Below are 23390 nucleotides of genomic sequence, written 5' to 3'. Positions count from 1 at the left end.
GTGGACCGTCGGCTACTGGGCGGGAATCGGTAGTACCTGCACGGTGGACCGTGCGATCGCCACCAGCTTGTTGTCCTCGGTATGCGCCTCGGCGTCGATGTAGATGGCCGTTCGGCCCGGTTTGCGCACGGTCGCGGTCAGCCGCAGCCGCTGCCCGGGGAAGATCGCGCGCATGAAGTGCGTGGTCAGTTCCAGCGTCGTCGTCGGGCCGCGCGCGGTCAGGTAGCTGAGCGGGCCGATCAGGTTGTCGAACATCGCGGAGATGAAGCCGCCCTGCACGATGCCGACCGCGTTCGCGTAGCTCGGCGGCGCCGCGGCCGTCGCGGTCAGCGACTTGTTCGGCACATACTCTTCGAACTGCATGTCCATGTCCTTCGCCGAGGGCGGAGGCAGTTGGAGGGTCACGCCGGGCGGGGTAAAGCTGCGAAAGAGCTCGATCGTGTAGTCAAGGACCTCGTCGTTCCCTGTGATCGTGGCCTCATCGCTCATCTGTGCCTCCTCCGTTGCCGCGGCTCTGTTCCGCGGCGCTCAGAAATGATTCCCACATCGTGTTGAAACCAGGCGCGTGCTGGACGGCATGTCCGGCACCCGGCAAATGCACGCGCTCCGCGTCGAGCAGCGTGGCGAGACCATCGCACACTTGCTCGAGCGCGGGGTTGTGATCGCCGGAAAAAATCAGCGTCGGCACGCCCGCCTCGGTGATCGTCTCGAACCGCGGCGTGGCCTCCCGCGGGGAACGCAGCTTGCGGCCGAATTCCAGTGCGTGCCTTACGTCGTCGCCGACATTGGCGAGCATGCTCGGGTCGACCCCGGACACCGCGAAGAACTCCGCCTCCGCGTCGGCGTCCTCCGGGTGCTCGGCGAACCGATCGGACAGCAGCGCCAGCGCGCGCACGGATTCGTCGTCGGGCGCCGCGACCCAGAACGGGGCCTCGATCACGGTCAGCGACCGGACCAGGTGGGGCAGCCGCTCGGCCGCGAGGACCGCGCTCAGCCCGCCGTAGGAGAAGCCGATGAGATGCGCGCCGCCGGGGATTTCCTTGATCAGCTCCGCCACATCGTCCGCGTCCGCGAGGAAGTCCTGCCAGGGCGCGGGCGGACTCGGCGGGAAGCCGCGGCGATTCGGCACGATCAGCGTCCAGTTCTGCGCGAGCTGCTGCTGTGCCGCCCAGGTCATCGCCGCGGGCATGCCGCCGTGCACCAGCACGATCGGCGGGCCGGTGCCGGACCGGTGAATGACCAGTGGTTCCAATGTCATAACCGCTTAGTTCCTTCTGACGTCATGGCCGCCTCCTTGTCCAGGGCGATGGCCGCGTAGCGCTCCGGTGTGAGCTCCTGATAGACCCGCTCGCCCGCGTCCCGCACATAGATCGGTTCCCCGTCGCGCAACGCGAAACCGTCGCGTTGCAACGCCAGCTTGGCCAGTTTCAGCGTCGCCGTCGTTTCCAGCGTGGGCCGGACCCGGATGAAGACCGGCCGGGCGTAGGGCGGCAGCGCCGCGTCGAGGTGCGCGGCCAGCGCCTCGCCGTCGAATCGAGCACCGTCGGCGAGCACGATGGCCGCCATCCCCGCGCGGCCTTCGCGCCCGGGTATCTCGACGCCGTACACGCTGGCGGCCGCGATGCCCGGCCACCGGACAAGCTGTTCCTGCACCTCGGTGGTGGACACATTCTCGCCCTTGTACCGGAACGTGTCACCCAGGCGATCCACGAAGAACAGGTTCTGCTTGGCGTCGATGCGGAACACGTCGCCGGTGTTGTAGAGCGCGTCACCCTCGCGGAAGGCGTTCGTGACAACCTTGGCGCGCGTGGCCTTTTCGTCGCGATAACCGCCGAACGGCGTCCGCTTCCGGATCGGCCCGAGCAGCACCCCGGTCTCCCCCGGCCCGCACGGAACCAGCCGGCCTGCCTCGCGCACGAAGTCGTCGCGCTCGAAGTCCCATTTCGCCAGCTTGCCACCCAGCCGCAGCTTGCCGACCGACCCGACTTCCCCGCTCAGGTTGATCGTGGCGATATTGCCCTCGGTGGACGCGTACATCTCGACGATGCGCGGTATCTCGAACCGGGTCTGCATCGCGGTCCAGATATCGGCCTGCAACCCCTGCCCGACCATCACCCGCACCCGATGCCCGCGCTCGCGATCGTCGGCCGGCGTGTTGACCAGGTAGCGGCACATCTCGCCGATGTAGTTGAAGCCGGTCGCCTCGAAGCGGTGGATGTCGTGCCAGAACGTCCCCGCGGAGAACCGCCGCCCGAGGGCCAGCGTGGCGCCGTGCGCGAGCACGCTCGACAGCGCGATCACCAGGGCGTTGGTGTGGAACAGCGGCAGGCAGTTGTAGACGACGTCGCCCGGTTCCAGCCGCCAGGCGAGCGCGCCGGTGACCCGGCCGACGGTGGTCAGCCGCTGGTAGCTCATCACCGCGGCCTTGGGCAGGCCGGTCGTGCCGCTGGTGAAGATGTAGGCGCCGGTGTCGCTGAGCGCGTGCGTGCCGGTCTCGACCGGATCGGTGGACGTCGCGCTCTGCACGAACCGGAGCAGGCCGGCGGCGTCCCCGGCGGGCACCTTCCGGTCCTCGTCCACCAGGCAGCGCTCGATCAGCCCGGGCGCCAGCCGATTCCGGACCGCGAGGAACGCGGGCAGGCACTCCGACCCGATGATCATGTGGTTCGCACCGCACACCGAGATGGCGTGCGCGAGCCCGTCGCCCCTGGCCCGGGTATTCACCAGCGCCGCGACGACGCCGAGCTTGCCCGCGGCCAGGTAGTGCCAGACGAACTCGGGCCGGTTCTCCATCAGCAGGGCGAGGGTGTCGCCCTTGCGGACGCCCGCGGCCCGGTAGGCGTGGGCGATCCGGTTGACGATGCGATTGGCCTGCGCGTAGTCGAATTGCTGGTCCTCATAGAGCAGGAACGGGCGCGCCGCGTGAGCGGCCTGCCTGCTTCTGCGCTCTAGCTCGACGGCCAGCGTGCGGTGGGACCCGGAGCCTTCGAGCAGGCCCCGGGCGAGGGTTCCGTACGACTGGATTCGATGCGTCAGCGACACGCTATGCGCCCTCCGAGAGGTTCGCCGGGCCGGACGGTTTCGCGGCCGTCATTGCGGCGAAGTACTTTTCCCGCGCTTGGTCGGCGAGACGGTCCCAGCGCTCCCAGGTCATCGGAGTCGGCTCCCGATCGGGGACGACCCGGTATCGCGACAGATCCTCGACGCCCTGGTAGCGCGCGAGGATCTCGTCGTCGACCAGGGCATTGCCGGTAAACTTGGCCGGATCCTGTTCCAGCACAGCGAGAATGGCGTCGACGACGATGTCCTCGGTGCGCCAGTCCTGCGGGCTGCCGATGCCGAGGTTCTGCGTCGCCAGCGTGCCGATGAGCGTGCGCGTCCAGATGGCGTTGCACGCGATGCCCGACCCCGCCAGTTCCTGGGCCAGGCCGAGCGCGAGCATGGTGGCGTTCAGCTTGGACGCCATGTAGGCGACCTTGCCGCCGACATGCTCGGTCACGGCCGGGTCCAGCGGCGGACTCAGGTTGACGATGTGGCCCCACTCCCGTTGCCGCATATGCGGAAGGCAGTAGTGCGCGAGCAGGAACGGCGCGCGCGAGTTGATGTCCATCACCAGGTCGAACCGCTTCTGCGGGGTGGCTTCGACCGCCTGGATCCACATCGCGCCGGCATTGTTGACCAGGAAATCGACCCGGCCGAACTCCGCGATCGTCCGATCGACGACGTTGTTCAGGTCCGCGTCGGACCGGACGTCGCACCGGAGTCCCAGTGCCCGTCCGCCGAGCGCCTCGATCTCCCGGACCGTGTCCGGCACACTGCCCGGCAGGCGGCCGCCGCTTTCCATCGTCTTCGCCGCGACGACCACCGCCGTGCCCCTGCTCGCCAACGCGAGAGACAGCGCCTTACCGATACCACGGCTGCCGCCGGTAACGATCGCTACTCTGTCCTCGAACTGCGTCAAGTTCCTTCTCCTGGTTGGTTATTGCGCGGACGCCTGCAAGGCAGGCTCGGCCGGTGCCCGGACGGGCAGCTCGATCCGGGCGGCGATCTCCCGCTCGAACGAGTCCGCCCAGGACTCCAGCCGATCGACGTTGCGCCGCATGTCCCGGAAGGTCTGCTCGGCGGTCTTGTCGGTCAGCAGGTCCAGGTGCAGCTGCGCGCAGATCGGCACCTTGCTGTACTCGACGAACAGATACTTGTCCGGCTGCGGGGCCTGGGCCGCGAAGGCGCGCAGGTTCGACTGCATCCGGGTCTGGATGCCGTGGAACCTGGACGCGATCGGATGGAACTCCGCCGCCGCGTCCGGGCTCTTGAGCAAGCCGCGGAACAGCATCTGCGACGGCAGCGCCCAGTAGAACGAGGTGTCCCACATGACCTTGGTGAACATGGCGGGCGCGTGCCCGAAGATCGGGTAGTTGCCGTTGTACATGGCCAGGTAGTTGGGCCAGAGGTCGTCGAGCAGCAGCCGGTTGTAGGTCTGCGCGACGTCCTCGGTCAGCTGCCCCTTGCGGTCCAGCTCGATCATCCGCGTGGTGATGGTGTTGGTGTAGGCGATGTAGTCCGAACCCGGGCTGTAGAACGCGTCCAGGAAGACCGCCGCCTCACCGACGCAGGCCCACCGGTTGTGCGAAAACACCTGGGTCGAAGCGTAACTCGCGTTGCGCAGCACCAGGAAGTCGAGCAGTTCGGCGTTCTCGGTGAACTTGGCCAGCGTCGGCTCGTGCTCGGCAATCCATTGCTTGGCTTTGGTTTCGGTCGAGTAGGTCCGGAACGGATGGATCGACTCGTCGGTGACGATGCCGATGCTCGTGTTGCCCGAGGACAGCGGGATCATCCACACCCAGTACCCGGTGCCCATCAGGTGGTTGGTGGAAAACCACCGGCGCTCTTGGGTTTTCGGCTGCCAGGTGGGGCTCTTCGCCTGCGCCATCACCTCGACGTCGTACTCGCCCTTGAGCCGCCACCAGGCCGCGTTGATCTTGTGTGGACTCGGTGCACCGAGGCCGAGCTTGCGCTGGATCAGCTTGTGCCGCCCCGAGGCATCGGCGACGAAGCGCGCCCGGACCGTGTGCTCGAGCCCGCCGGCCTCGTAGTGCACGACGTGATCGTCGTCGCCGTCGGCCAGTTCGACATCGGTGACCTTGGCCTGCTCGACCAGGTCGATGCCGAGATCCTTGGCGCCGTGGCGCAGATCGCGCTCGAAGATGCCGCGGTCCACCTGGTAGGACGGCACCCGGGGGAACCGTCGCGCACCGATCTCGGGCCGCGCCTCGAACGGACCGTGCTGGTCGCCGAAGAACAGGCGAAGCCCGAGCTTGTGCAGGTGCTGCTTGTTGAAATACCCGGTGAGGCCGAGCTGTTCGGTGAAGTAGTGCGCGCCGCCCTCGACGGTCGCCTCCCCCACCTTGTAGGCGCCGTCGGGAATGTCACCCGCGGTCCGCTCCAGCACCAGCACCGTGAGGTCGGGCATGGTCCGCTTCAGCTGCCGGGACAGGGTCAACCCCGCCAGGCCGCCACCGCAAACCACTACGTCGTAACGTTCGACCGGTTTCATCATTTTTCTCCGTTCGAGCTACTTGCTCAGTCCTCGATCACGAGGCTGGTGAAGGTCGGGAAACTGTCCTCGGCGGACAGTTCGTCGGCGATCGTCCGCATCACCTGTGCACTGGGGTTCTGGATGAACAGGTGGCCACCCGGCACGGTGGTGAGCTCGAACCTGCCGCTGGTCAGCTTCTCCCAGCCTTGGAGCTGATCAACCTCGAACAGATGGTCGTCGGCGCCGCGCAGGACCGTGATCGGCGCCCGCAGCGCGACACCGTGTTCGAAGCGGTAGTCGCCGAGCATCTTCAGGTCCGCCCGGACCGCAGGCATCATCGGCTTGACCGATGCCTCGTCCGCTACCGGTATCGCGAGCAGGTCGTTGTCCCGCAACACTTCCAGCACCCGGCTGTCGGATTCGCGATCCATGTCGAACCCGTCGCGAATGTGCTTGAGGTTGCGCACGTAGCTTTCCACCAGCGCCGGCGACGGCCAGCCACCGATGATCAGCTTCAGCGGGACTTCGGCGTAGTTCTGCTCGAGGTACTTGGTGAGCTCGTAGGCGAGCAGGCTGCCCATGCTGTGCCCGTAGATCGCGAAGGTGCGGTCCAGGTGCGGCAGCATGGCATCGGCCAGCTCCTCGATGAACGCGGGCATCGAGTCGATCGGCACCTCGTTCACCCGGTCCTCGCGGCCCGGGTACTGGATGCCGACCACCTCGACGGTGTCCGGCAGGAAGTTCGGCCACGGCGTGAACACCGAGGCGCCACCGCCGACGAACGGGAGCGCGAACACCCGCAGCGAGGCCGTGCTGGACCGTCCCTTCACGGTATGGATCCAGCGTTGCGTGCCCGCCGTTTCCGCCGCCGCCGCGATCATCGCCGACCCGTCACCGAACACCTGGGCCAGGACCTCCGCGGCGAGCTCGACGAGCGTCGGTCCGCGCATCAGGCCCATGGTCGGGAAGTCGATATCCAGGTGCTTGGCCAGCGCGTTGCGGATCTGGCCCGCCATCAGCGAGTCCATGCCCAGGTCGGTCAGCGCGACATCGTGTGCCAGCCGGTCGATCGGCATGTCGAAGATCCGCGAGATCTGCTGCGAGAGCGCCTCCACCAGGCGTGGCTGCCGCGCGGCCTCGTCGAGCTCGAGCAGTTCGGCCCGCAGCCCCTCGGTGCCACCCGTGCTGGCCGCGCCGACGCTGTCGGCCAGGGCCAGGTGGGCCAGCCGCGGCGAGCTGCGAATGATCGGCATGACCTGGTTCATCTTCGCCCAGTTGACGCCGAACACGCTGGTGCTGGTGACCCCCTGGGCCAGGCAGCGGCCGATGAAGTCGAGCGCGTGATCCGGCGAGATCGGTGTCCACCCGAGCCGGGCCAGGGTGTCGAGCTTGTTGCGCGCGACGAACCCGACCTCGGCCATCGCACCCCAGTTGATCGTCAGCGCAGGCAGTCCGAGCTCACGGCGATGGGTGGCCAGGGCCTCCAGGAAGCCGTTGGCCGCAGCGTAATTCGCCTGACCGGGGGTGCCGACGTTCCAGCTCATCGAGGAGAACATGACGAACGCGTCGAGATCGAGGTCCCGCGTGTGGTTGTGCAGGTGCCAGGCGCCGTCCACCTTGGGCTGCACGGTGCGCAGGAAGTCCGCCTCGGTCATGCCGGCCAGCGGGCCGTCGGTGAGCACCATCGCGGCGTGGTAGATCCCACGCAGCGGTGGCAGTTCCGCGATCCGTTCGAGCAGCCCGACCACCTCGGCCTCGATCGAGACGTCGGCGCGTTCGAGCACCACGTTGACCCCGAGGGTCCGCATCGCCTCGATCGGCTCCTCGTTCTCCTCGTCGATCTGCGCGCGCCGGCCGACCAGCACGACCGTGCGGGCGCCCTTCTCCACCAGCCACTCCGCGGTCCGCAGGCCGAAACCGGTGTAACCACCGGTGATCAGGTAGGTGCCCTCGGCATCGACCACGTCGTCACCGCTGGAGGTCGGGTGAATCAGCAGCTCGGTGTCGGGCTGGTACTCGACGACGATCTTGCCGATCTGCTTGGCCGTCACCATGTACCGGAACGCGGCGGCCACCTCGGTGGCGTCGAAGTCGGTGTGCGGCAGAGCGGGCAGCGTCCCCGCGGATACGGCCTCGAGCACCTTGGTCATCGCCTCGCGGCACAGCGCCGGGTCTTCCTCCAGCAGTCGATCGATGTCGATCGCGGAGTAGCTCAGGTTGTTGCCGAACGGCTTCAGGCCCAGCTTGTAGTTGTCGTAGATGTCCTTCTTGCCGATCTCGAGGAAGCGTCCGCGCGGGCGGAGCAGCTCGAGGCTCTTCGGAATCGTCTCGCCCTGAAGCGAATTCAGCACCAGGTCGACGCCGTCGTAGCGCTGCTTGATCTCCTGGGCGAAGTCGAGCGAACGCGAGTCGAAGACATCCGCCACGCCGAGCGAGCGCAGGTAGTCCCGCTTCTCCTCGCTGCCCGCGGTGGCGACCACGGTCGCACCGAGGGATTGGGCGATGTGCACCGCCGCCAGTCCGACACCGCCTGCGGCCGCGTGCACCAGCACCCGGTCACCCGCCCGCAGCCTGCCCACCTCGACCAGCGCGTACCACGCGGTCAAGTAGGCCATCGGCAGCGTCGCCGCCTCGACATCGGACAGCTTCTCCGGCGCGGGGTAGACCCGCCGGGCGTCGGCCACCACCAGGTTGCCGAAGCAGCCGCGGGCGAAGGCGACCACCCGGTCACCCGGCGCCAGCCCGTCCACGTCCGGTCCGACCTGGGTGACGATGCCCGCGCATTCCACGCCGAGGTTGTTCTCGTAGAACCCGCCGAATGTCGCACCGGCCGAGAGCATTCCGAGGGTCAGCATGATGTCGCGGAAGTTCAGGCCGGTGGCCAGCGGCCGGATGGCCACCTCACCCCGATCGAGGAAGGGCAGTTCCTGCCGTTCGTAGCGCAGCTGCTCGACCCCGGGCTCGGTGGGCACCGCCAACGCGAACGGGGTGTCGTCGGAGACGCGGGCCGGGATCGCGACCGAGGCCTCGAACTCGGCCAGCGAGACGTGCTCGAGGCGGTCGATGAAGCGGGTGTCGCCACGGAACGCGATCTCTTCGTCGGCCGTGTCCACGTGCAGCAGCTCGTCGAACAGCTGGGCGGCCCGCTGGGCGGCGGGGGCGGCCGGATCGAAGTCGAAGATCTTCGCCCGCAGGCTGCTGTGCTCGCTCAACAGCACCCGCAGGATGCCCCAGCTCGGAACCTGGCTCAGCGCAACGCGTTCCGCTCGATCCAGGACGTGGGCGCCGGAGGTCGCGATCCACAACCGCGGCGCCTGGGTCCACTCCAGCTCCTCGACCGCCTGGGCCAGCGCGATCACGCTGTAGGCCCCGTCGGACTCGATCGCGGGCAGCGCCGCGGTGGTGAGTTCGGCCTCGGCGAAATCGAGATTCCACAGGTGCAGGACGCCGGCCACGTCGCCCTCGGCGGTCCGCACCTGCTCGAGCACCCGCTGCAGATCCGCGCTGCTGTTGGCGCGCACCCGGAAGTTGCGGGCATCGACCTGCTCGAATTCGTCACCGCGGGTGACGATCACGCCGGACGCGCCGGCCTCCGACAGCAGCGCGGCATAGCCGTCGCCGACACCGTCGGCGTCCGCGAGCACCACCCAGGGCGCCTGCGCGATGCGCGGCTGGTGCGGCTCCAGCTCGACGGCCTCGGCCCGGGCCAGGATCACCGAGTTACCGGTCTCCTCCGGCGTGGCCATGTCCGAGAAGATCTGCACGCCTTCGAAACCGACGGTCGGCAGGAACTCGCGCCAGGTCGCCTCCCGCATCAGCGGGTAGTCCGGGCGCAGGTCGTGGTCGGCGAACGCCCACCAGCCCTCGGTCATGCCGAAGGTCAGGTCGACCCAGTGCGGCGGCACCGTCGCCTCGACCACCAGCAGCAGGCCGTTGGAGGTCAGCAGGCGCTTCGCGTTCGCCAGGGTGGCCGCCAGGCTCGGGGTGGCGTGCACGACGTTCGAGGCCACGACGATGTCGTAGTAGTGCAGGCCGAAACCCTGCTCCTCGATGTCCTTCTCGATGTCGAGCACCCGGTAGTCGATGAAGTCGTATTCGCTGAACCGGTGCCGCGCCTTACCGAGGAACAGGTGCGTGATGTCGGAGTACACGTATTCCGCGCGGTCGGCGGGCAATTCGGCGAGCACGTACGGCGTGGTGCCGCCGGTACCCGCACCGATCTCCAGCACCCGGATGGGACGGTCGCTCGGCAGATCGCGCACACACTCCGCGACCACCTTGCTGACGATCCGGTTCGCCTTGCCGAAGGAGAACGACGGGCCGTAGAGGTCGGCGACCGACTGGAATTCGTCCTCCGGGAAGATCAGCTCGATCGGGTTGACGTCGTCGCGCAGCACCGCGTCCTGCTCGGTGCCGCAGCGGCGCAGGACCGCGAGTTCGGGCTCGTACTTGTCCGGGTACTTCGTGCGCAGCTCGGCGAGCATGGCCGCGGTATCGACCCGGGCGGGCACCACCAGCAACCGCCATGCCTCGCCGTCCTTTTCGACGATTCCGTGCTGCGCGAGCAGTTCCAGCAGGCGGGCCAGATACCGGCGGTGCTTGTCCGCCACCCCCATCTCGGCCACCAGCTCGTCGAGCCCGAAGGTGCGGCCCACCGTGAACTGCATGCCGAGCTTGTAGAACGCCTCGGTCACGTAGCCGATGCACAGCTCGTTCATCTCCGCCTCGGCGACCGCGTGGTAATCGCGGTTGACCGACCAGTCCCGCAGCTCGTCCACCAGCGGGGTGACGGCGGCGTCGAGGTCCGCCGGCGCGGGCAGGAACTCGGCGGGGGTGCGGGTCTTGGTCCGCATCCGCTCCGGGTGCCAGCGGAATTCGTAGAGCCACTGCAACAGGGCGTCGCCGTCGTCGGCGGTCGTGGTGATCGACTTGCCCCGGAATCCTTCGAGTTCCGCTACGAGCGTCCCGTCCTCGTTGACGATCCACAGATCACCGTGGCAGTACGCAATGTCGTCGCTGACTTGCGCGCGCCCGTAGCAGTACACGCGGCCCTTGGCCTTGGCGTAGAAGCTGAGCCGCTTGACCTCGACCGGCAGGTAGAGCGTCTTGTCCTCGCTGTTCGGGTCGTTGCCCATGGAGATGGACAGCGACTGGAAGCAGGAGTCGAGGACCGCCGGGTGGATGGCGTGCCGGGGCGCCTCGTCCGCGAGGGCGGCCGGGGTGTCGATCCGCCCGAGCGACTTGAGTTCCGCGTACCCGAGCTTGGTGATCGCCTTGAACGTCGGGCCGAGCATCAGGCCGTTGTTGCGGAGCTTCGCGAAGACCTTCGCGGGCTCGATCTCGAACGGGCACTCCGCCTCCAGGTCGGCGAAGGGCACCGGGAGTTCGGTGTCGGGCGCGCCGCGGCGCAGGGTGCCGACCGAATGCAGCGTCCAGTCCTTGTCGCCGTCCTGGCGGCTGAACACCGAGTAGTGCATCGACTGGGTCAGCACGACCTGCACGACGGGCGCCGGGCGGTCGTCGAAGACGAACAGCGCGCGCCGGAACTCGACCTCCTCGAGCGTGTACAGGCCGGCGCCGAACGCGTCCTGCGCGCAGCCGAGCACCATGTCCAGGTAGGCCGCGCCCGGGAAGACGATGGGGCCCTGCACGCGGTGATCGTCGAGCCAGGGGAAGCGGTCCGGGTCGAGCACGATCTCCCAGACGTGCTTGTCCGGCTCGTCCGCGACCCGGCCCTGCTCGCCGACCAGCGGGTGGCTCAGCGGCGGGAAGCGCCGCTCCCGCGCCGTCGCCGATTCCAGCCAGTAGGTTTCGCGCTGCCACGGGTAGAACGGCAGTTGCGCGCGCTCGTCGATCCCGGCGAACAGGGTGGCCCACGCGGGCTCGAATCCGGCCACGTACAGCGCGGCCAGCGAGGACAGCAGGGTGGCCCGGTCGCTCTGCTTGCGGTGCAGCGACGGGACCGCCAGACCCTCGACGTGGCGCTGCTCGAGCAGCTCGCCGATGGCGGTGGCGTGGATCGGGTGCGGGCCCAGTTCGATGAACGCCAGGTGCTGGTCCTCGATCAGGCGATCGATGGTCGGCGCGAACTTCACCGGCTCGCGCACGTTGTGCCACCAGTATTCGGCGTCGAGCCCGCCGGTCGGCACGATGTCCGCGGAGACCGTGGAGTACATCGGAACGGTGGCCGGGCCGGAGGTGAGGCCGTCCAGCGAGGAGATCAGCTCGTCCTTCAGCGGATCCATGTGGTGGCTGTGGAAGGCCACGCTGACCTGAAGCATGCGGGCGAAGATCTTCTCCGCGCTCAGCTCCCGCTCGATCTCTTCGAGGGCGTCCGGATCACCGGCCAGGGCAACGGATTCCGGGCCGTTGAGCGCCGCGATGGCGACTCGTCCGGTGTAGCCGGCGACCCGTCGCTCGACCTCGGCGAGCGGCAGGCCGACGGCGAGCATCTTGCCCTTGCCCGACGCCTGCTGCTGCACCCGGCTGCGGTGGAAGATGACCCGCACCGCGTCCTCGAACGACAGCGCGCCCGAGACGTACGCGGCCGCGACCTCGCCGATGCTGTGACCGACCACGGCGGCCGGGACGATGCCCCAGCTCTGCCACACCGCGGCCAGACCCAACTGCACCGCGAAGACGGCGGGCTGGGCGATGAAGGTTTCGCCGATCCGGCTGTCGGCCTCGTCGCGCGCGAGTTCCTCGGACACGGTCCAGTCGGCGTACTTGCCCAGTTCGGCGTCGATGCGCTGCACCGTCTGCCGGAACACCTCGTTGGTCGCGAGCAGCTCGCGCGCCATGCCCCACCACTGCGGACCCTGGCCGGAGAAGACGAACGCGATGTCCTGCGCGGCAGGCGCTTTCACGCCGGTGCGGACGGTCTCGGGGGCCGAGCCGCGGGCCACCTCGCGCAGCGTGTCGCGCAGTTCGCCGGTGGACGCGGCGGTCACGGCGAGGCGATGGTCGTAGTGCGCCCGCGACGTGGCCTGGGCGGCCGCGATCGTGGGCAGCGCGAGGGTCGACTCCTCCAGGAAGTCGGCATAGCTGTCGGCGTAGGCGCGCAGCGCGTCCTTGGTCTTCGCGCTCAGCGTGAACAGCACCGGCGTTTGCTCGATACCGTTGTCCCGCTCCGCTTTCGCGGTGTCGGGCTGCGGCTGCGCGCTCGCCTCCGGCGCGCCCTCCAGGATCACGTGCGCGTTGGAACCGCCGAAGCCGAAGGAGTTCACGCCGGCCAGGCGCGGGCGGCCGTCCGGCCACTGCCGCCGGGACTGCGCAAGCTCGAGACCCAGCTCAGCGAACGGGATTTCGTGGTTCGGCACGGCCCCGTGCAGGTTCGCCGGGATCACCCCGTTCTGCAGAACCAGGCACGCCTTGATCACGCCGGCGATGCCCGCGGCCGACTCGAGGTGGCCGAGGTTCGACTTCACCGCACCGACGATGCAGGGGCCGTTGCCATTTCGGCCGATGCCGAGCGCCTTGCCGAGCGCGCGCGCCTCGATCGGGTCGCCGACCGCGGTGCCGGTGCCGTGCGCCTCGACGAAGCCGATATCGGACGGCACCACGCCGGCGTCGCGGCAGGCGTCGGCGATCATCTGCGCCTGCGCGTCCTCGCTCGGCACGGTCATGCCGTTGGTGCGGCCGTCCTGGTTGGTCGCGCTGCCCCGGATCACCGCGTAGATGCGGTCACCGTCGGCGACGGCCGCGGACAGCTTCTTGAGCACGATGGTGCCCGAGCCCTCGCTGCGGATGTATCCGTCGCCGGTGTCGCTGAACGACTTCGAGCGACCGTTCGGCGACAGGAAGGTGCCCTGACTGAAGCCGATGGTCGCCTCGGGGATGAGCAGCGTGCTGACGCCGCCGACCAGCGCCATCGATGCCTCGCCGGAGCGGATGCTGCGACAGGCGAGGTGGATCGCGATCAGCGAGGACGAGCAGGCGGTGTCCACCGTCATGCTCGGGCCGCGCAGATCGAGCAGGTACGAGACACGATTGGCCACAATGCAATTGGTGACACCGGTCATCGTGTGACCGCCGATGAGGTACCGGTTCTCCGGGTTCAGCTGGATGATGCCGTAGTCGTGGCCCGAAACACCCGCGTAGACAGCGGTTTTCGTGCCCGCGAGGTCTTCGGGCACAATTCCCGCGTCCTGCAACGCTTCCCAGGTGGTCTCCAGGAACAGGCGCTGCTGCGGGTCGATCCGCGCGGCCTCGTGCGGGGTGATGCCGAAGAACTGGGCATCGAAGGAGGAGACGTCGTCGAGATAGCCGCCGTCGCGGGTGCGCAGGTGACCGGGTCGCGCCGCGTCGCGATCGTAGAAGGCGGCGCCTGTCCACCGATCCTCCGGGACCTCTCGAACGGCATCCCGTTCGTCCAGCAAGAGTTGCCAGAAATCGCCTACATCGGCAACTTGCCCGGGGAATCGGCAACCGATTCCCACGATGGCAATGCCCTCGTGAGCGGTCGATTCGGCCTCATTCGAGGAGCTGTGCACAGAATCCATCGCATTACCTTCGTTTGTGAACACACATCTATCGACACCGCGGGCAACGTCGAAGTTGTTGCCCGCGAGTCGATCAGGATCCGTATCGACCAGTCCCGCTCAGCGTGGCGATGCGCGCAACCGCGGCATCGCTCGCACGAGCGAGGCGATATCGAGCAGGCTGATTTGATTGTCGAGTTTCCGACCGGTTGCCGATATTGTGCGGACGGTCATGTTCCCCCCTCGAGGAACACGGCACTCCCCTTATTGCCGACTGCGATGTCGGCCCCCTTCGAACGAGACCTCGGCGGTCGGGCCGGGCCGTTCGAGCCCCGAGCAAGCGGCGAGTCATCGGCTATGAGCCGGCTGGACCGGTGAGCGCGGGCAGGCATCATGGCGCTGGAAGTCGTTCTAACCGCGCTGAACTTCCACATGATCGGTGCCCACCTCACGCCTAGTGCCCAGATCCGCACTCATGTACCGAATTTAACGACCACAACCAGTCATGTCAACACATTCGTGTGCATCCGTGTGCGTCCATAGGCCGCTGATGCGCATCGTCGTGGACGATACTGCGACCCAGAGCGTGCCGTAAGGGCATGATCTTGCTATTGCGACCATGCATGAGTGGTGATGCGTGGGCACGATGACCATCCCTGCGCAAACAAGTGGTACGATCCTTCCCATGGGCGACGAATTGGGCGCCAGCGAGACCGTGAAGCGTAATAAAGTCGAGTCGGCTGGACAGCGGTTCGGACGGCAGCTGAAGGCGTTCCGGCAGCGAAATCTTCCCGATGATCTGGTAACCCACCAGCACATCCACGACCTGGGCGGTCCGACGCGTAATGTCCAGTCCCGCATCGAGAGCGGGCAGGTGGACACGATCAGCGCGACCACCGAGGCGAAGTACAACCGTGCGCTAGAGGCGCTCGGTCTGCCGGCCGGGAGCGCGACCTCGGCCCTCTACCACGGCGGCGTGCTCATGCCGCCCGCCGCCGAGCCGCCCGCACCCGCGGCCCCGCTGGACGACGACGATGTGGAGAGCGGCGTCAGCGCGCTGCAGAACCTGACCCGCAAGCATCGCTCGGTCGTGGATCTGGTCACCGAACTCGACCGCCTCGGCATCGAATTGAAGCGGGCGCGCAGCCACACCGAGGGCTATCAGCTGATCTTCCCCAAGACAGCGATCGACCGGCTGCTGCAGGCCCTGCAGAACACCGCCGAGCCCGGACCTTCCGGCCCCGATGCCGACGGAGACGACATTCTCTGACGCGGTGTTTCCGCCGTGTCTCCGACAGTGTTTGAGACACAACATAATTCGAGCACGTGTCACATACCGGTCGGTGTCCCCCGCGCCCCAGCTCAGCCAGGCCGGCGGGTGCCGCCGAGTGCCCCCGCACGAGCCCGGACGCGGGCTGAAATTCGCTCGGGGACTTGCTCTTTCAACATTCGACTTGAAGTCATTCCAGACTTGCCAATCCTCCACATACGAGCAGGTCAAGGGCGTAATCTAGGGGCCATGACGGGAAAACTACGGCTACGTGAAGTCCGGGTGACAGGTAGGGTATAAGCCAGCCCGGCAAGTCGACTGTCACGAGGCGACCTGTGTCGACATGCGGGTCACTGAGGTTATCCGGACAATGGAGAATGTCGCGCTCCCCGCTGAGCGGATGACTTCGACGAACAACATTGCGCCGGCGGCAACGATGCCGCTGTTGCGCGCGATAACTAGGTGTGATCTCCAGGTGCTCGGGGGAGGAAATCGTGAACGCAGACGATCCGCATTCCACCGGCCTTGTCGCAGCAGCTCGGACCAGCGTTTATGCCGACGAGCCGGATCTCACCGGCGCGGATCGCCTCGTTCGGACGAGGGGGCTGGTGAAATGTTGAAACTGTTCCGCCGCAAGGTCTCTGGCCTCGGATGGAAGCCCACCCGAGGCAAGATCTCCACGCGTGCCCGACTGCAGGCCGTGGTCGACAGCCTGGAACTGCCTGCCGACTGGACCATCGAGGAGTTCATCGCCTCGGTCGAGCGCACCCGCGGGCGGCGGATCGTTCGCCTGCTGCTGCCGCCGACCGCGCCGGTCGGACTGTGTGGCCTGTGGCTCGCCTGCAAAGGCTACGACGTGATCTTTCTTCGGCAATCCTCCGATCCCGCGGTCGAACTGCACGTAGCTTTGCACGAGGTCAGCCATATGTTGCTCGACCACGGACAGGACACGTCGCTCTCCGCGGTGGAGTGGTCGACGCTGACGAGCGGAGTGGCGCTGAATCACGAAATCGACCTCTCCACCGTGCGGGCCGCGCGCGGGGCGTCCAGCTACGCCTCCATCGAGGAGTACGAGGCCGAGCTGCTGGCGACCCTGATCGGCTTCCGCGCCAGGACCGTCGGCCCACGGCGCGACCCGATGTTGAAAGAGCTGTAGCGCATGTGGCCACATGATCATCTGCCCGCCGGGATCACCATCTCCGCCACGGTGTTCATCGTTGTCATCACGCTGATTCGGCTCGCGCTGACCCTGCACACCTCCGTCTTCGGGCGAATGATCAACACCCTGCTCGGCTTCGACTCGGCGGCGGCGCTGCTGCGCGAACCGGTCGTCGCCCGCCAGGTGGCGAAAATCGCGCCCGGCGGCCTGCCCACGGTGTTCGACACCTGGCACTGGCTGACCGTGACCGCCTGGGCCTGCGGGCTCGGGATGGCGCTGCTGCACGAGAACGGACCGGTGCGCTACCGCTCCCAGTTCAAGATCGTCATCGGGATCTCGGCGGTGATCGGCCTGGCCTTCGTGTTTCTCAGCGCGCCCGCCCGCAGCCAGGGCATGACCTCCGTCGCCGAGTACGGCGGCTGGCGATACGGCATCTACATCGGGCTGTATTCCGCTCTGCCCGTTATAGTCTCGGGTTACTACTACATACTGAAGGTCCGCGGCACGGTGTGGCGGACGACCTCGCTGTGGGAGCGGATCACGGTCGCCGCCCTGGTCTGCTTCGGGGTGGCCAGCTCGCTGCCCGTGTGCATGATGGCGGTCTCGGTCGTGCTGGACGCGGTGGGCGCGGGTAACGCGTTCACCCGCAATACCTACGCGCTCGTCGCCGACGGATTCGCCTCCGGCGAGCCGGGGCTGTTCGTCTTCGCCGCGCTGGTCACGGTGTACGTGCCGTCCGCGGTCCAGGCCGTCGTGCAGCAGCTGCGCCTGGACCGCGAATCCCGCGCCGCCCGCCGGATGTACCCGCTCTGGCGGGATCTGACCTCGGCCGCGCCGCAGGTCGTCTTCCAGCTCAAACGGGCGGACAACTGGAATGTCTCGCCGCAGGAGCGGCTGCACCGGCGGCGGATGGAGATCCACGACGCGGCCGAGATCGTCGCCAGATATGTACTGCCGCTGCCGAATACGATCGACGACCTGATCGAGAACACGGTCGAGGAGGACGATCAGGAGGACCTCAGGATGGTCGCCGAACTGTTCCTGGCGGCCAAGCGGCTCACCGACGCCGGCGGCGAACCGGCGGGCGAACCGGCCGCCCGCGGGGCCGATGTGCCGGACGAGCAGACGCTGCTGCGACTGTGGCAGCCGACGAAATCGCTCATCCACACCGCCGGGCTCGGCACCGATCGCCGGACACCCATCAGCACCCGGCGATTCACCTCCGGCATGGTCAGGTCGGGCGCCATCACCGTGCCCGCGCCCAAGCCTGCCCGCAAGGCCGGCGACCCGGCCGGGCTCGCCGAGCCGGGCAACCGATTGGCGGTGTGAACGCCGGTCCCCCGCATGCACGCGCATGAACATTTTTCTGTACGTCGTGCGTTCTATTGTGGTGTAATCGTGTCGGTGCTCGTTGCCGAATCATTCGCTGGCAATTTGCTTTTTGGTCGAGGGCGACCCGTGTGGGCATCGGCAGCACAGCGCACCGGCTGCCGAGACGTGTTGAGCAGTGAGAGGGAATCGATGGCATCGAGCGACAACGTGAGCCCGGAGCAGCCGAACGTCCTCATCGTCGGCACCGGATTGGCCGGGGTCGGGATGGCGATCAAACTGCTGGAATCCGGCGAGCGGAATTTCGTCGTGCTGGAGAAGGCCGACGGCGTCGGCGGCGTGTGGCGGGACAACACCTATCCGGGCTGCGCCTGCGACATCATGTCGATGATGTATTCGTATTCGTTTGCGCCCAATACCGACTGGACCCGGATGTATGCCGAGCAGCCGGAGATTCTCGATTACATCCGGCGCGTGGTCAAGGACTACGAACTCGAACCATATATCCGCTTCCAGTCCGAGGCGGTGTCCTATGAATTCGACGACGGCAGCGACCGGTGGGTGGTCCGCACCGCGGACGGCGAGGAGTACCGGCCGCGCGCGGTGATCGCCGCGCACGGCGCGCTGCACCAGCCGCACATCCCGGAGTTCAAGGGGCGGGAGAAGTTCACCGGTCCGGTGTTCCACTCCGCGCGCTGGGATCACTCGGTGGACCTGACCGGCAAACGGGTCGCGGTGATCGGCACCGGGGCCAGCGGCATCCAGCTGGTGCCGCACATCGCCGATGCCGCAGCGCATGTCGAGGTATATCAGCGCAACCCGCACTGGGTGCTGCCGAAAATGGATCGCCCGGTCACCGGGGTCGAGCAACGCCTGTTCAAACTCTTTCCCGGCGCGATGAAGGTCTATCGCAATGCCGCGTTCTGGCTGCACGAGGCGCCGGTCTACGGCTACTTCCATCCCCGCTGGAACTTCCTGCTGAAACGAATGGCCCTGCACCATCTGAAGAAGCAGGTTCCCGACCCCGAGCTGCGCGCCAAGCTCACCCCCACCTATACCTTCGGCTGCAAGCGAATCCTGTTCTCCGGCGACTTCTTTCCGTCGCTGGCCAGGCCCGACGTGGACCTGGTGACCGCGGGCATCGAGGAGTTCACCGAGACCGGCATCCGCACCGCCGACGGCGAGCTGCACGAGGCGGACGTGGTCGTGCTCGGCACCGGCTTCTCCACCGACAACCGTTGCGCCACCGAACATATCGTCGGCCGCGACGGGCTCACCATCCAGGACGCCTGGCGCGACGGCATGCAGGCCTACCTCGGCATGACCGTGGCCGGCTTCCCGAACTTCTTCATGATCATGGGCCCGAACTCCGGCGGCGGCGCGCAATCGATCCTGTTCCTGATCGAATCCCAGGTGCGCTACATCGTGAAATGCCTTCAGCTGATGGATGATCGGGGATCGACGCGGCTCGAGGTGCACGACACCGTGCAGCGCGACTTCAACGACTGGCTGCACAGCAAGCTCGACCGGTCCGTATGGGTCTCCGGCGGCTGCCACAGCTGGTTCCTCGACCACACCGGACGCAACCGCCAGTCCTGGCCCGGCACCGGCACCAGCTACTGGCGCGCCACCCGCAGGCCCGACGCCGAGGCCTTCCAATTCTCCTGACCCCGTACGGCATCCGAGTTCACTGCGCGGACGGCTGACGGTCGGCCAGGCGGCGACGGACAGCGTCCAGCCGGTCGACGTATCGCGGCCAGCCGAATCCGGAGGCGGCGTGTGCGGCCGTCGTCTCGTCGACCAGGGTGGCCGCCGCCGCGACATCGCCCTGCGCCCAGACCAGCGCGGCCGACACCGGGAGGGCGGCCAGCCAGGTGGTCTGTCCGGGGGCGGAGTCATCGAGGACGCGATCCAGCAGCTCGCGCGCCTCGTCCAGCGCGCCGCGCTCGATCAGCACATCCGCGAGATCTATCTCGGCCGTGCCGATCTCCTCGCCCATGAGGCTGAGCGCGGTGCGGCAGTGCACCTCGGCGGCGTCGAGATCGCCTGCGGCCGCGGCGACCCCGGCGCGCACCTGCTCGGTCAGGGCGAGGATGTGGCTGTCGTCGAAACGCTTGGCGTAGCCGTCGGACTCGGCGGCGCACGCCAGGGCCTCGGCCATCTGCCCCACGCCGAGCAACGCCTTGGCCAGATTGCTGAGACCGCGGGCCAGGCCGTGCTCGTCGCCCTCGGCACGGTCGATGTCCGCGGCCCGCCGATAGTTCTCCACCGCCGATCGCGCGTCACCGGCGAACAATTGGGCCGAGGCGCAGGCATCGATGCACGCGGATTCGCGCTGGAGATTCCCCGCCCGGCGCGCGTACTCCGCCGCGGTGAGCAGGGTGCGGATCGCCTGCCGGTAGCGTGCGCGTTCGACGTCGATGCAGCCGCGGCAGTAGTACACCGAGATGGCCACCAGCCCGCTGTCGGACGGGTCGATCAGGGCCGCCGCCTCGTCGAGCAGATCGGCTGCCTCGTCCAGCTTTCCGATCATCATCCAGTGAAAGGCCCAGCGGCTCAACGCTTCCGCGCGATCGGTCGGCGGGATATCGGCGCCGGTCAACAGCGGACCGTAATAGTGACCGGCTTGCGCGTACCAGGAGCGCATCAACCACGGCCGGTGCATGGCGATCGCCAGCCGCACCGCGGTGGCGGCGGCGGGCGTGCCGGGAGCCCGATCCAGCGCCTCGGCGATGTTGGGCCACTCGGCGAAGACGGCCGCGGCCCCCTCCGCACTGCCGTCGCCGTGCGTCTCGGCGGCGGCACGCACGTGATCGAGGCACCATTGCGCGTGTCGCGCACGCGCGGCGGCGATCTCGCCCTCGGCCGCGAGCTGACTCTGCGCGTAGCCGCGGACGGTCTCGAGCAGCAGGCACCGCCGATACGTGCCGTCGGTCAGCACCGTGATCAGGTTGCGGTGTTCCAGCTCGGCCAGGGCGGCCGTGATCCGGTCCTGGTCGAGGTCGGCGGGCAGCACCGCGGCGACCGCGGCCGGCGGGAAGCCACCGGCGAAGACCCCGATCCCGCGTAGCACGGATTGCGTTGCCGGATCGAGGATCTGGTAGCTGCAGTCCAGGGCCATGCGCAGCGAGGTGTGCCGGTTGCTGCTGCCGTCCCTGGTGCCGCCGACCAGCAGTCGCAGGGTGTCCACGATGCGTTTCGCGAGCTGGCTCAGCGACAGCGTGCGGGTGAGGCCGGCGGCCAGCTCGATGCCGAGCGGCAGCCAATCGACCGCCGCGCAGATCGCGACCACGTCGGCTTGGACGGACTCGTCGAGGGCGATCTCGGCCCGATCGGCGAACAGCGTGAGACTCGCGCGCCGGTCCAGGGCGCTGACCAGCTGGACGATCTCCCCGGGACACCCGAGCGGCCGCTGGGAGGTGATCAGCGGGGTGAGCGCAGGCGCGGCCGCGGTCAGCGCGGCGACGATGCCGGCCACCGCCTCGGCCAGATGCTCCGCGTTGTCGATCAGCAGCAGCGCACCGTCCAATTCGGCGGCCAGCAACGGTATTTCGTCGCCCGGCGCGGCGTCGACGCCGGCCGCGCCGGCGATGGCCTGCCCCACCAGATCGCCCTGCCGCACCGCGGCCAGCTGGACGGTGACCACCCGGCGACCGCCACGCGCCACCACCCGGGCGGCTTCCAGGGCCAACCGTGACTTGCCGCATCCGGGGCCGCCGGTGAGCGTGACCGGCGCGGGCCCGGTCAGCTGACGCAGCAGCCCGGGCATCTCCCGCTCCCGCCCCAGAAAGGAGGTCAGCGGCCCGGGAACGTCGGCGGCGGTGCTGGTTTCGGCAGCGGCCAGCCGGGTCGCGCAGCGCGTCGGCGACGGATGCAGCAGCGGGTCGTGGCGGAGCATCCGCTGCTCCAGCGTGGCGGTCTCCGGGGTCACCGCGACCCCGAGCCGGTCGGTCACCGTCCGGCGCAGCCGGTCGAGGCTGCTCAACGCGTCGGCTTGGCGTCCGGACCGATAGAGGGCGAGGGCGTACAGCCGGCCCAGCGTCTCGTGCACCGGGTGCGCGGCGACCAGCCGGGACAACTCGATCACCACCTCGTCGCCATCGCCGGATTCGACGGCGGCGGCGAGACCGGCGATGGCGAGTTCCAGACGCCAGGCGTCCAGCCGGCGCGCCTCGGCGATCACCAACGGCGCGGACCGCACGTCCGCCAGCGTCTGCCCGCGCCAGTAGCCAAGCGCCGCAGCGGCTTCCGCCCGGACCGTCGCATGATCGCCGGTCAGCTCCGCGGCCCGCACCCGGGCGGACGCCGACTCGGCGGCGAGCAGATCCGGCATGGTCGCCGTGCACCGATAGCCCGCGGCGGTCCGTTCGACCACGTCGGCGTGCGCCCCCAGGGTCGCGCGCAGGCGCGAGACGGCACTCCAGAGACGTTCCATCGGACGCCCCCTGACCTCGTCACCCCACAGACCGGCCGCCAGCCTGCTGTCCGGCACGGGCAGCCCCCGGCCGAGCGCGAGACAGACCAGCGCCGCCCGTTCCAGCGGACGGTCCACCGCGAGCACCGCGCCGTCGGCGCGCACCACCACCGGACCCAGGACGAGTATTTCCATCACCGGGCACCGTCTGTTCGCGGGTTCGAGTCGTCTTCGAGACTGCCTGCCGCCGGGCCGAATCCGGCCGCTGCGGGAACATCGGGAGGATCGGGGCGAGGGTTGCGGCGGGTGACCAGCCAGCCGAAGGCGGCCGCGAGCGGGAAGATCGCGACACCGTAAACCGCTGCGGGGATGGCCATTTCGGTGCTGTCCAGGACGCTGATGGCGATGGTGATGGCGATGACGCCGTTGTGGATGCCGACCTCCATCGAGCAGGCGATCGCCTGGCGGCCCTCGACGCCGAGCACCCGCGGGACGAGATAGCCGACGGTCAGGCTGATCGCGCAGAACAGGATCATCGCCACGCCGATCGCCCGGACGTACGGGACGATGTCGGCGCGCTGGTCGATGATCGTGGCACTGATCACCAGCGTCAGCGTGAGCGCGGAGCCGATGCGCACCGGCTTGTCCATCCGGTCCGCGAAGCTCGGCGACCAGCGCCGGACCAGCATGCCGAGCACGACCGGGATCAGCACGATCGAGAACACCTGAACGACCTTGCCGAACTGCAACCCCACCGTGGCCGCGCCGTCGGGGTCGAAGTAGTCGATGGCGACGTTGGTGATCAGCGGCACGGTGCCCACCGCGATCACCGAATTGACCGCCGTGAGCGACACATTCAGCGCGACGTCCCCGTGGAAGAGGTGGCTGAACAGGTTAGCCGCCGTCCCGCCCGGCGACGCGGCGAGCAGCATCACCCCGATCGCGAGCACCGGCGACGGATCGAACAGCAGCACCAATCCGAACGCCATCGACGGCAGCACCACCAGCTGGCAGCCCAGCGCGATGGCAACGGCCTTGGGATTCTTCGCGATTCGAGTGAAGTCCGCGACGGTGAGCGAGAGCCCGAGCCCGAACATGATCACGATCAGAACCAGCGGCAAACCTACCGAAATAAGCGCAGAGTCCATGGTGTCCTCACCATTCGTCGGATCCGCCGACAGACAGGGACGCTGCCACCGGGC

The 23390-nt window shown here is 68.1% G+C and carries 12 protein-coding genes; 4 read left to right on the top strand and 8 right to left on the bottom strand.

The annotated features are described in order from the left end of the window. Positions 1–12: 12 nt before the first annotated feature. From ACFQ9K_RS17775 to ACFQ9K_RS17750, 6 genes are read right to left on the bottom strand one after another with little or no spacing between them, the layout of a single operon-like run. Positions 13–489, bottom strand: coding sequence for a PaaI family thioesterase (locus ACFQ9K_RS17775; RefSeq protein WP_378715654.1), 477 nt, complete (start codon positions 487–489; stop codon positions 13–15). Beyond that, positions 479–1258, bottom strand: a complete 780-nt coding sequence (locus tag ACFQ9K_RS17770; protein ID WP_378715657.1) for an alpha/beta fold hydrolase — start codon at positions 1256–1258, stop codon at positions 479–481. The genes ACFQ9K_RS17775 and ACFQ9K_RS17770 overlap by 11 nt, the downstream gene beginning before the upstream one ends. Further along, positions 1255–3042, bottom strand: a complete 1788-nt coding sequence (locus tag ACFQ9K_RS17765; RefSeq protein ID WP_378715658.1) for a long-chain-acyl-CoA synthetase — start codon at positions 3040–3042, stop codon at positions 1255–1257. Before ACFQ9K_RS17765 ends, ACFQ9K_RS17770 begins: the two co-directional genes overlap by 4 nt. Position 3043: 1 nt before the next feature. Further along, positions 3044–3961: an SDR family oxidoreductase gene (locus ACFQ9K_RS17760; RefSeq protein WP_378715660.1), complete on the bottom strand. Its 918-nt coding sequence runs from the start codon at positions 3959–3961 to the stop codon at positions 3044–3046. An 18-nt stretch (positions 3962–3979) separates the two neighbouring features. Next, complete coding sequence (locus ACFQ9K_RS17755) at positions 3980–5554, bottom strand: NAD(P)/FAD-dependent oxidoreductase (protein ID WP_378983354.1); 1575 nt, start codon at positions 5552–5554, stop codon at positions 3980–3982. A gap of 26 nt (positions 5555–5580) precedes the next feature. Beyond that, entirely contained in the window at positions 5581–14037 is an 8457-nt protein-coding gene (locus ACFQ9K_RS17750; protein WP_378715665.1) for an SDR family NAD(P)-dependent oxidoreductase, read from the bottom strand. A 664-nt stretch (positions 14038–14701) separates the two neighbouring features. On the opposite strand from ACFQ9K_RS17750, the gene ACFQ9K_RS17745 reads away from it, so the two are divergent. The 4 genes from ACFQ9K_RS17745 (at position 14702) to ACFQ9K_RS17730 (ending at position 19442) form a co-directional block, all read left to right on the top strand. Continuing rightward, positions 14702–15286 (top strand): hypothetical protein, encoded by a 585-nt coding sequence (locus ACFQ9K_RS17745; RefSeq protein ID WP_378715667.1) that lies wholly within the window; start codon positions 14702–14704, stop codon positions 15284–15286. A 370-nt stretch (positions 15287–15656) separates the two neighbouring features. Further along, entirely contained in the window at positions 15657–16442 is a 786-nt protein-coding gene (locus ACFQ9K_RS17740; RefSeq protein ID WP_378715668.1) for a hypothetical protein, read from the top strand. Positions 16443–16445: 3 nt separating this feature from the next. Then, a complete protein-coding gene (locus ACFQ9K_RS17735) occupies positions 16446–17774 on the top strand; it encodes a DUF6545 domain-containing protein (protein WP_378715671.1) in 1329 nt (442 codons plus the stop codon). Positions 17775–17966: 192 nt separating this feature from the next. Then, entirely contained in the window at positions 17967–19442 is a 1476-nt protein-coding gene (locus ACFQ9K_RS17730) for a flavin-containing monooxygenase (RefSeq protein ID WP_378715672.1), read from the top strand. Positions 19443–19461: 19 nt separating this feature from the next. On the opposite strand, the gene ACFQ9K_RS17725 is transcribed toward ACFQ9K_RS17730, so the two are convergent. Together ACFQ9K_RS17725 and ACFQ9K_RS17720 are read right to left on the bottom strand one after the other, a co-directional pair. Continuing rightward, a complete protein-coding gene (locus tag ACFQ9K_RS17725) occupies positions 19462–22383 on the bottom strand; it encodes an ATP-binding protein (RefSeq protein WP_378715675.1) in 2922 nt (973 codons plus the stop codon). Continuing rightward, complete coding sequence (locus ACFQ9K_RS17720) at positions 22383–23336, bottom strand: bile acid:sodium symporter family protein (protein WP_378715677.1); 954 nt, start codon at positions 23334–23336, stop codon at positions 22383–22385. The genes ACFQ9K_RS17725 and ACFQ9K_RS17720 overlap by 1 nt, the downstream gene beginning before the upstream one ends. Positions 23337–23390: the final 54 nt, after the last annotated feature.

The organism is Nocardia sp. NPDC056564 (assembly GCF_042793755.1).
GTDB lineage: Bacteria > Actinomycetota > Actinomycetes > Mycobacteriales > Mycobacteriaceae > Nocardia.
This window is presented reverse-complemented; position numbering and strand designations above follow the sequence as displayed.

What these genes read in the sequence shown, in the direction of transcription:
- ACFQ9K_RS17775 (WP_378715654.1), bottom strand. Translation starts at nt 489, where the DNA reads ATGAGCGATGAGGCCACGATCACAGGGAACGACGAGGTCCTTGACTAC.
- ACFQ9K_RS17770 (WP_378715657.1), bottom strand. Translation starts at nt 1,258, where the DNA reads ATGACATTGGAACCACTGGTCATTCACCGGTCCGGCACCGGCCCGCCG.
- ACFQ9K_RS17755 (WP_378983354.1), bottom strand. Translation starts at nt 5,554, where the DNA reads ATGAAACCGGTCGAACGTTACGACGTAGTGGTTTGCGGTGGCGGCCTG.
- ACFQ9K_RS17750 (WP_378715665.1), bottom strand. Translation starts at nt 14,037, where the DNA reads ATGGATTCTGTGCACAGCTCCTCGAATGAGGCCGAATCGACCGCTCAC.
- ACFQ9K_RS17745 (WP_378715667.1), top strand. Translation starts at nt 14,702, where the DNA reads ATGGGCGACGAATTGGGCGCCAGCGAGACCGTGAAGCGTAATAAAGTC.
- ACFQ9K_RS17740 (WP_378715668.1), top strand. Translation starts at nt 15,657, where the DNA reads ATGGAGAATGTCGCGCTCCCCGCTGAGCGGATGACTTCGACGAACAAC.
- ACFQ9K_RS17735 (WP_378715671.1), top strand. Translation starts at nt 16,446, where the DNA reads ATGTGGCCACATGATCATCTGCCCGCCGGGATCACCATCTCCGCCACG.
- ACFQ9K_RS17730 (WP_378715672.1), top strand. Translation starts at nt 17,967, where the DNA reads ATGGCATCGAGCGACAACGTGAGCCCGGAGCAGCCGAACGTCCTCATC.
- ACFQ9K_RS17725 (WP_378715675.1), bottom strand. Translation starts at nt 22,383, where the DNA reads ATGGAAATACTCGTCCTGGGTCCGGTGGTGGTGCGCGCCGACGGCGCG.
- ACFQ9K_RS17720 (WP_378715677.1), bottom strand. Translation starts at nt 23,336, where the DNA reads ATGGACTCTGCGCTTATTTCGGTAGGTTTGCCGCTGGTTCTGATCGTG.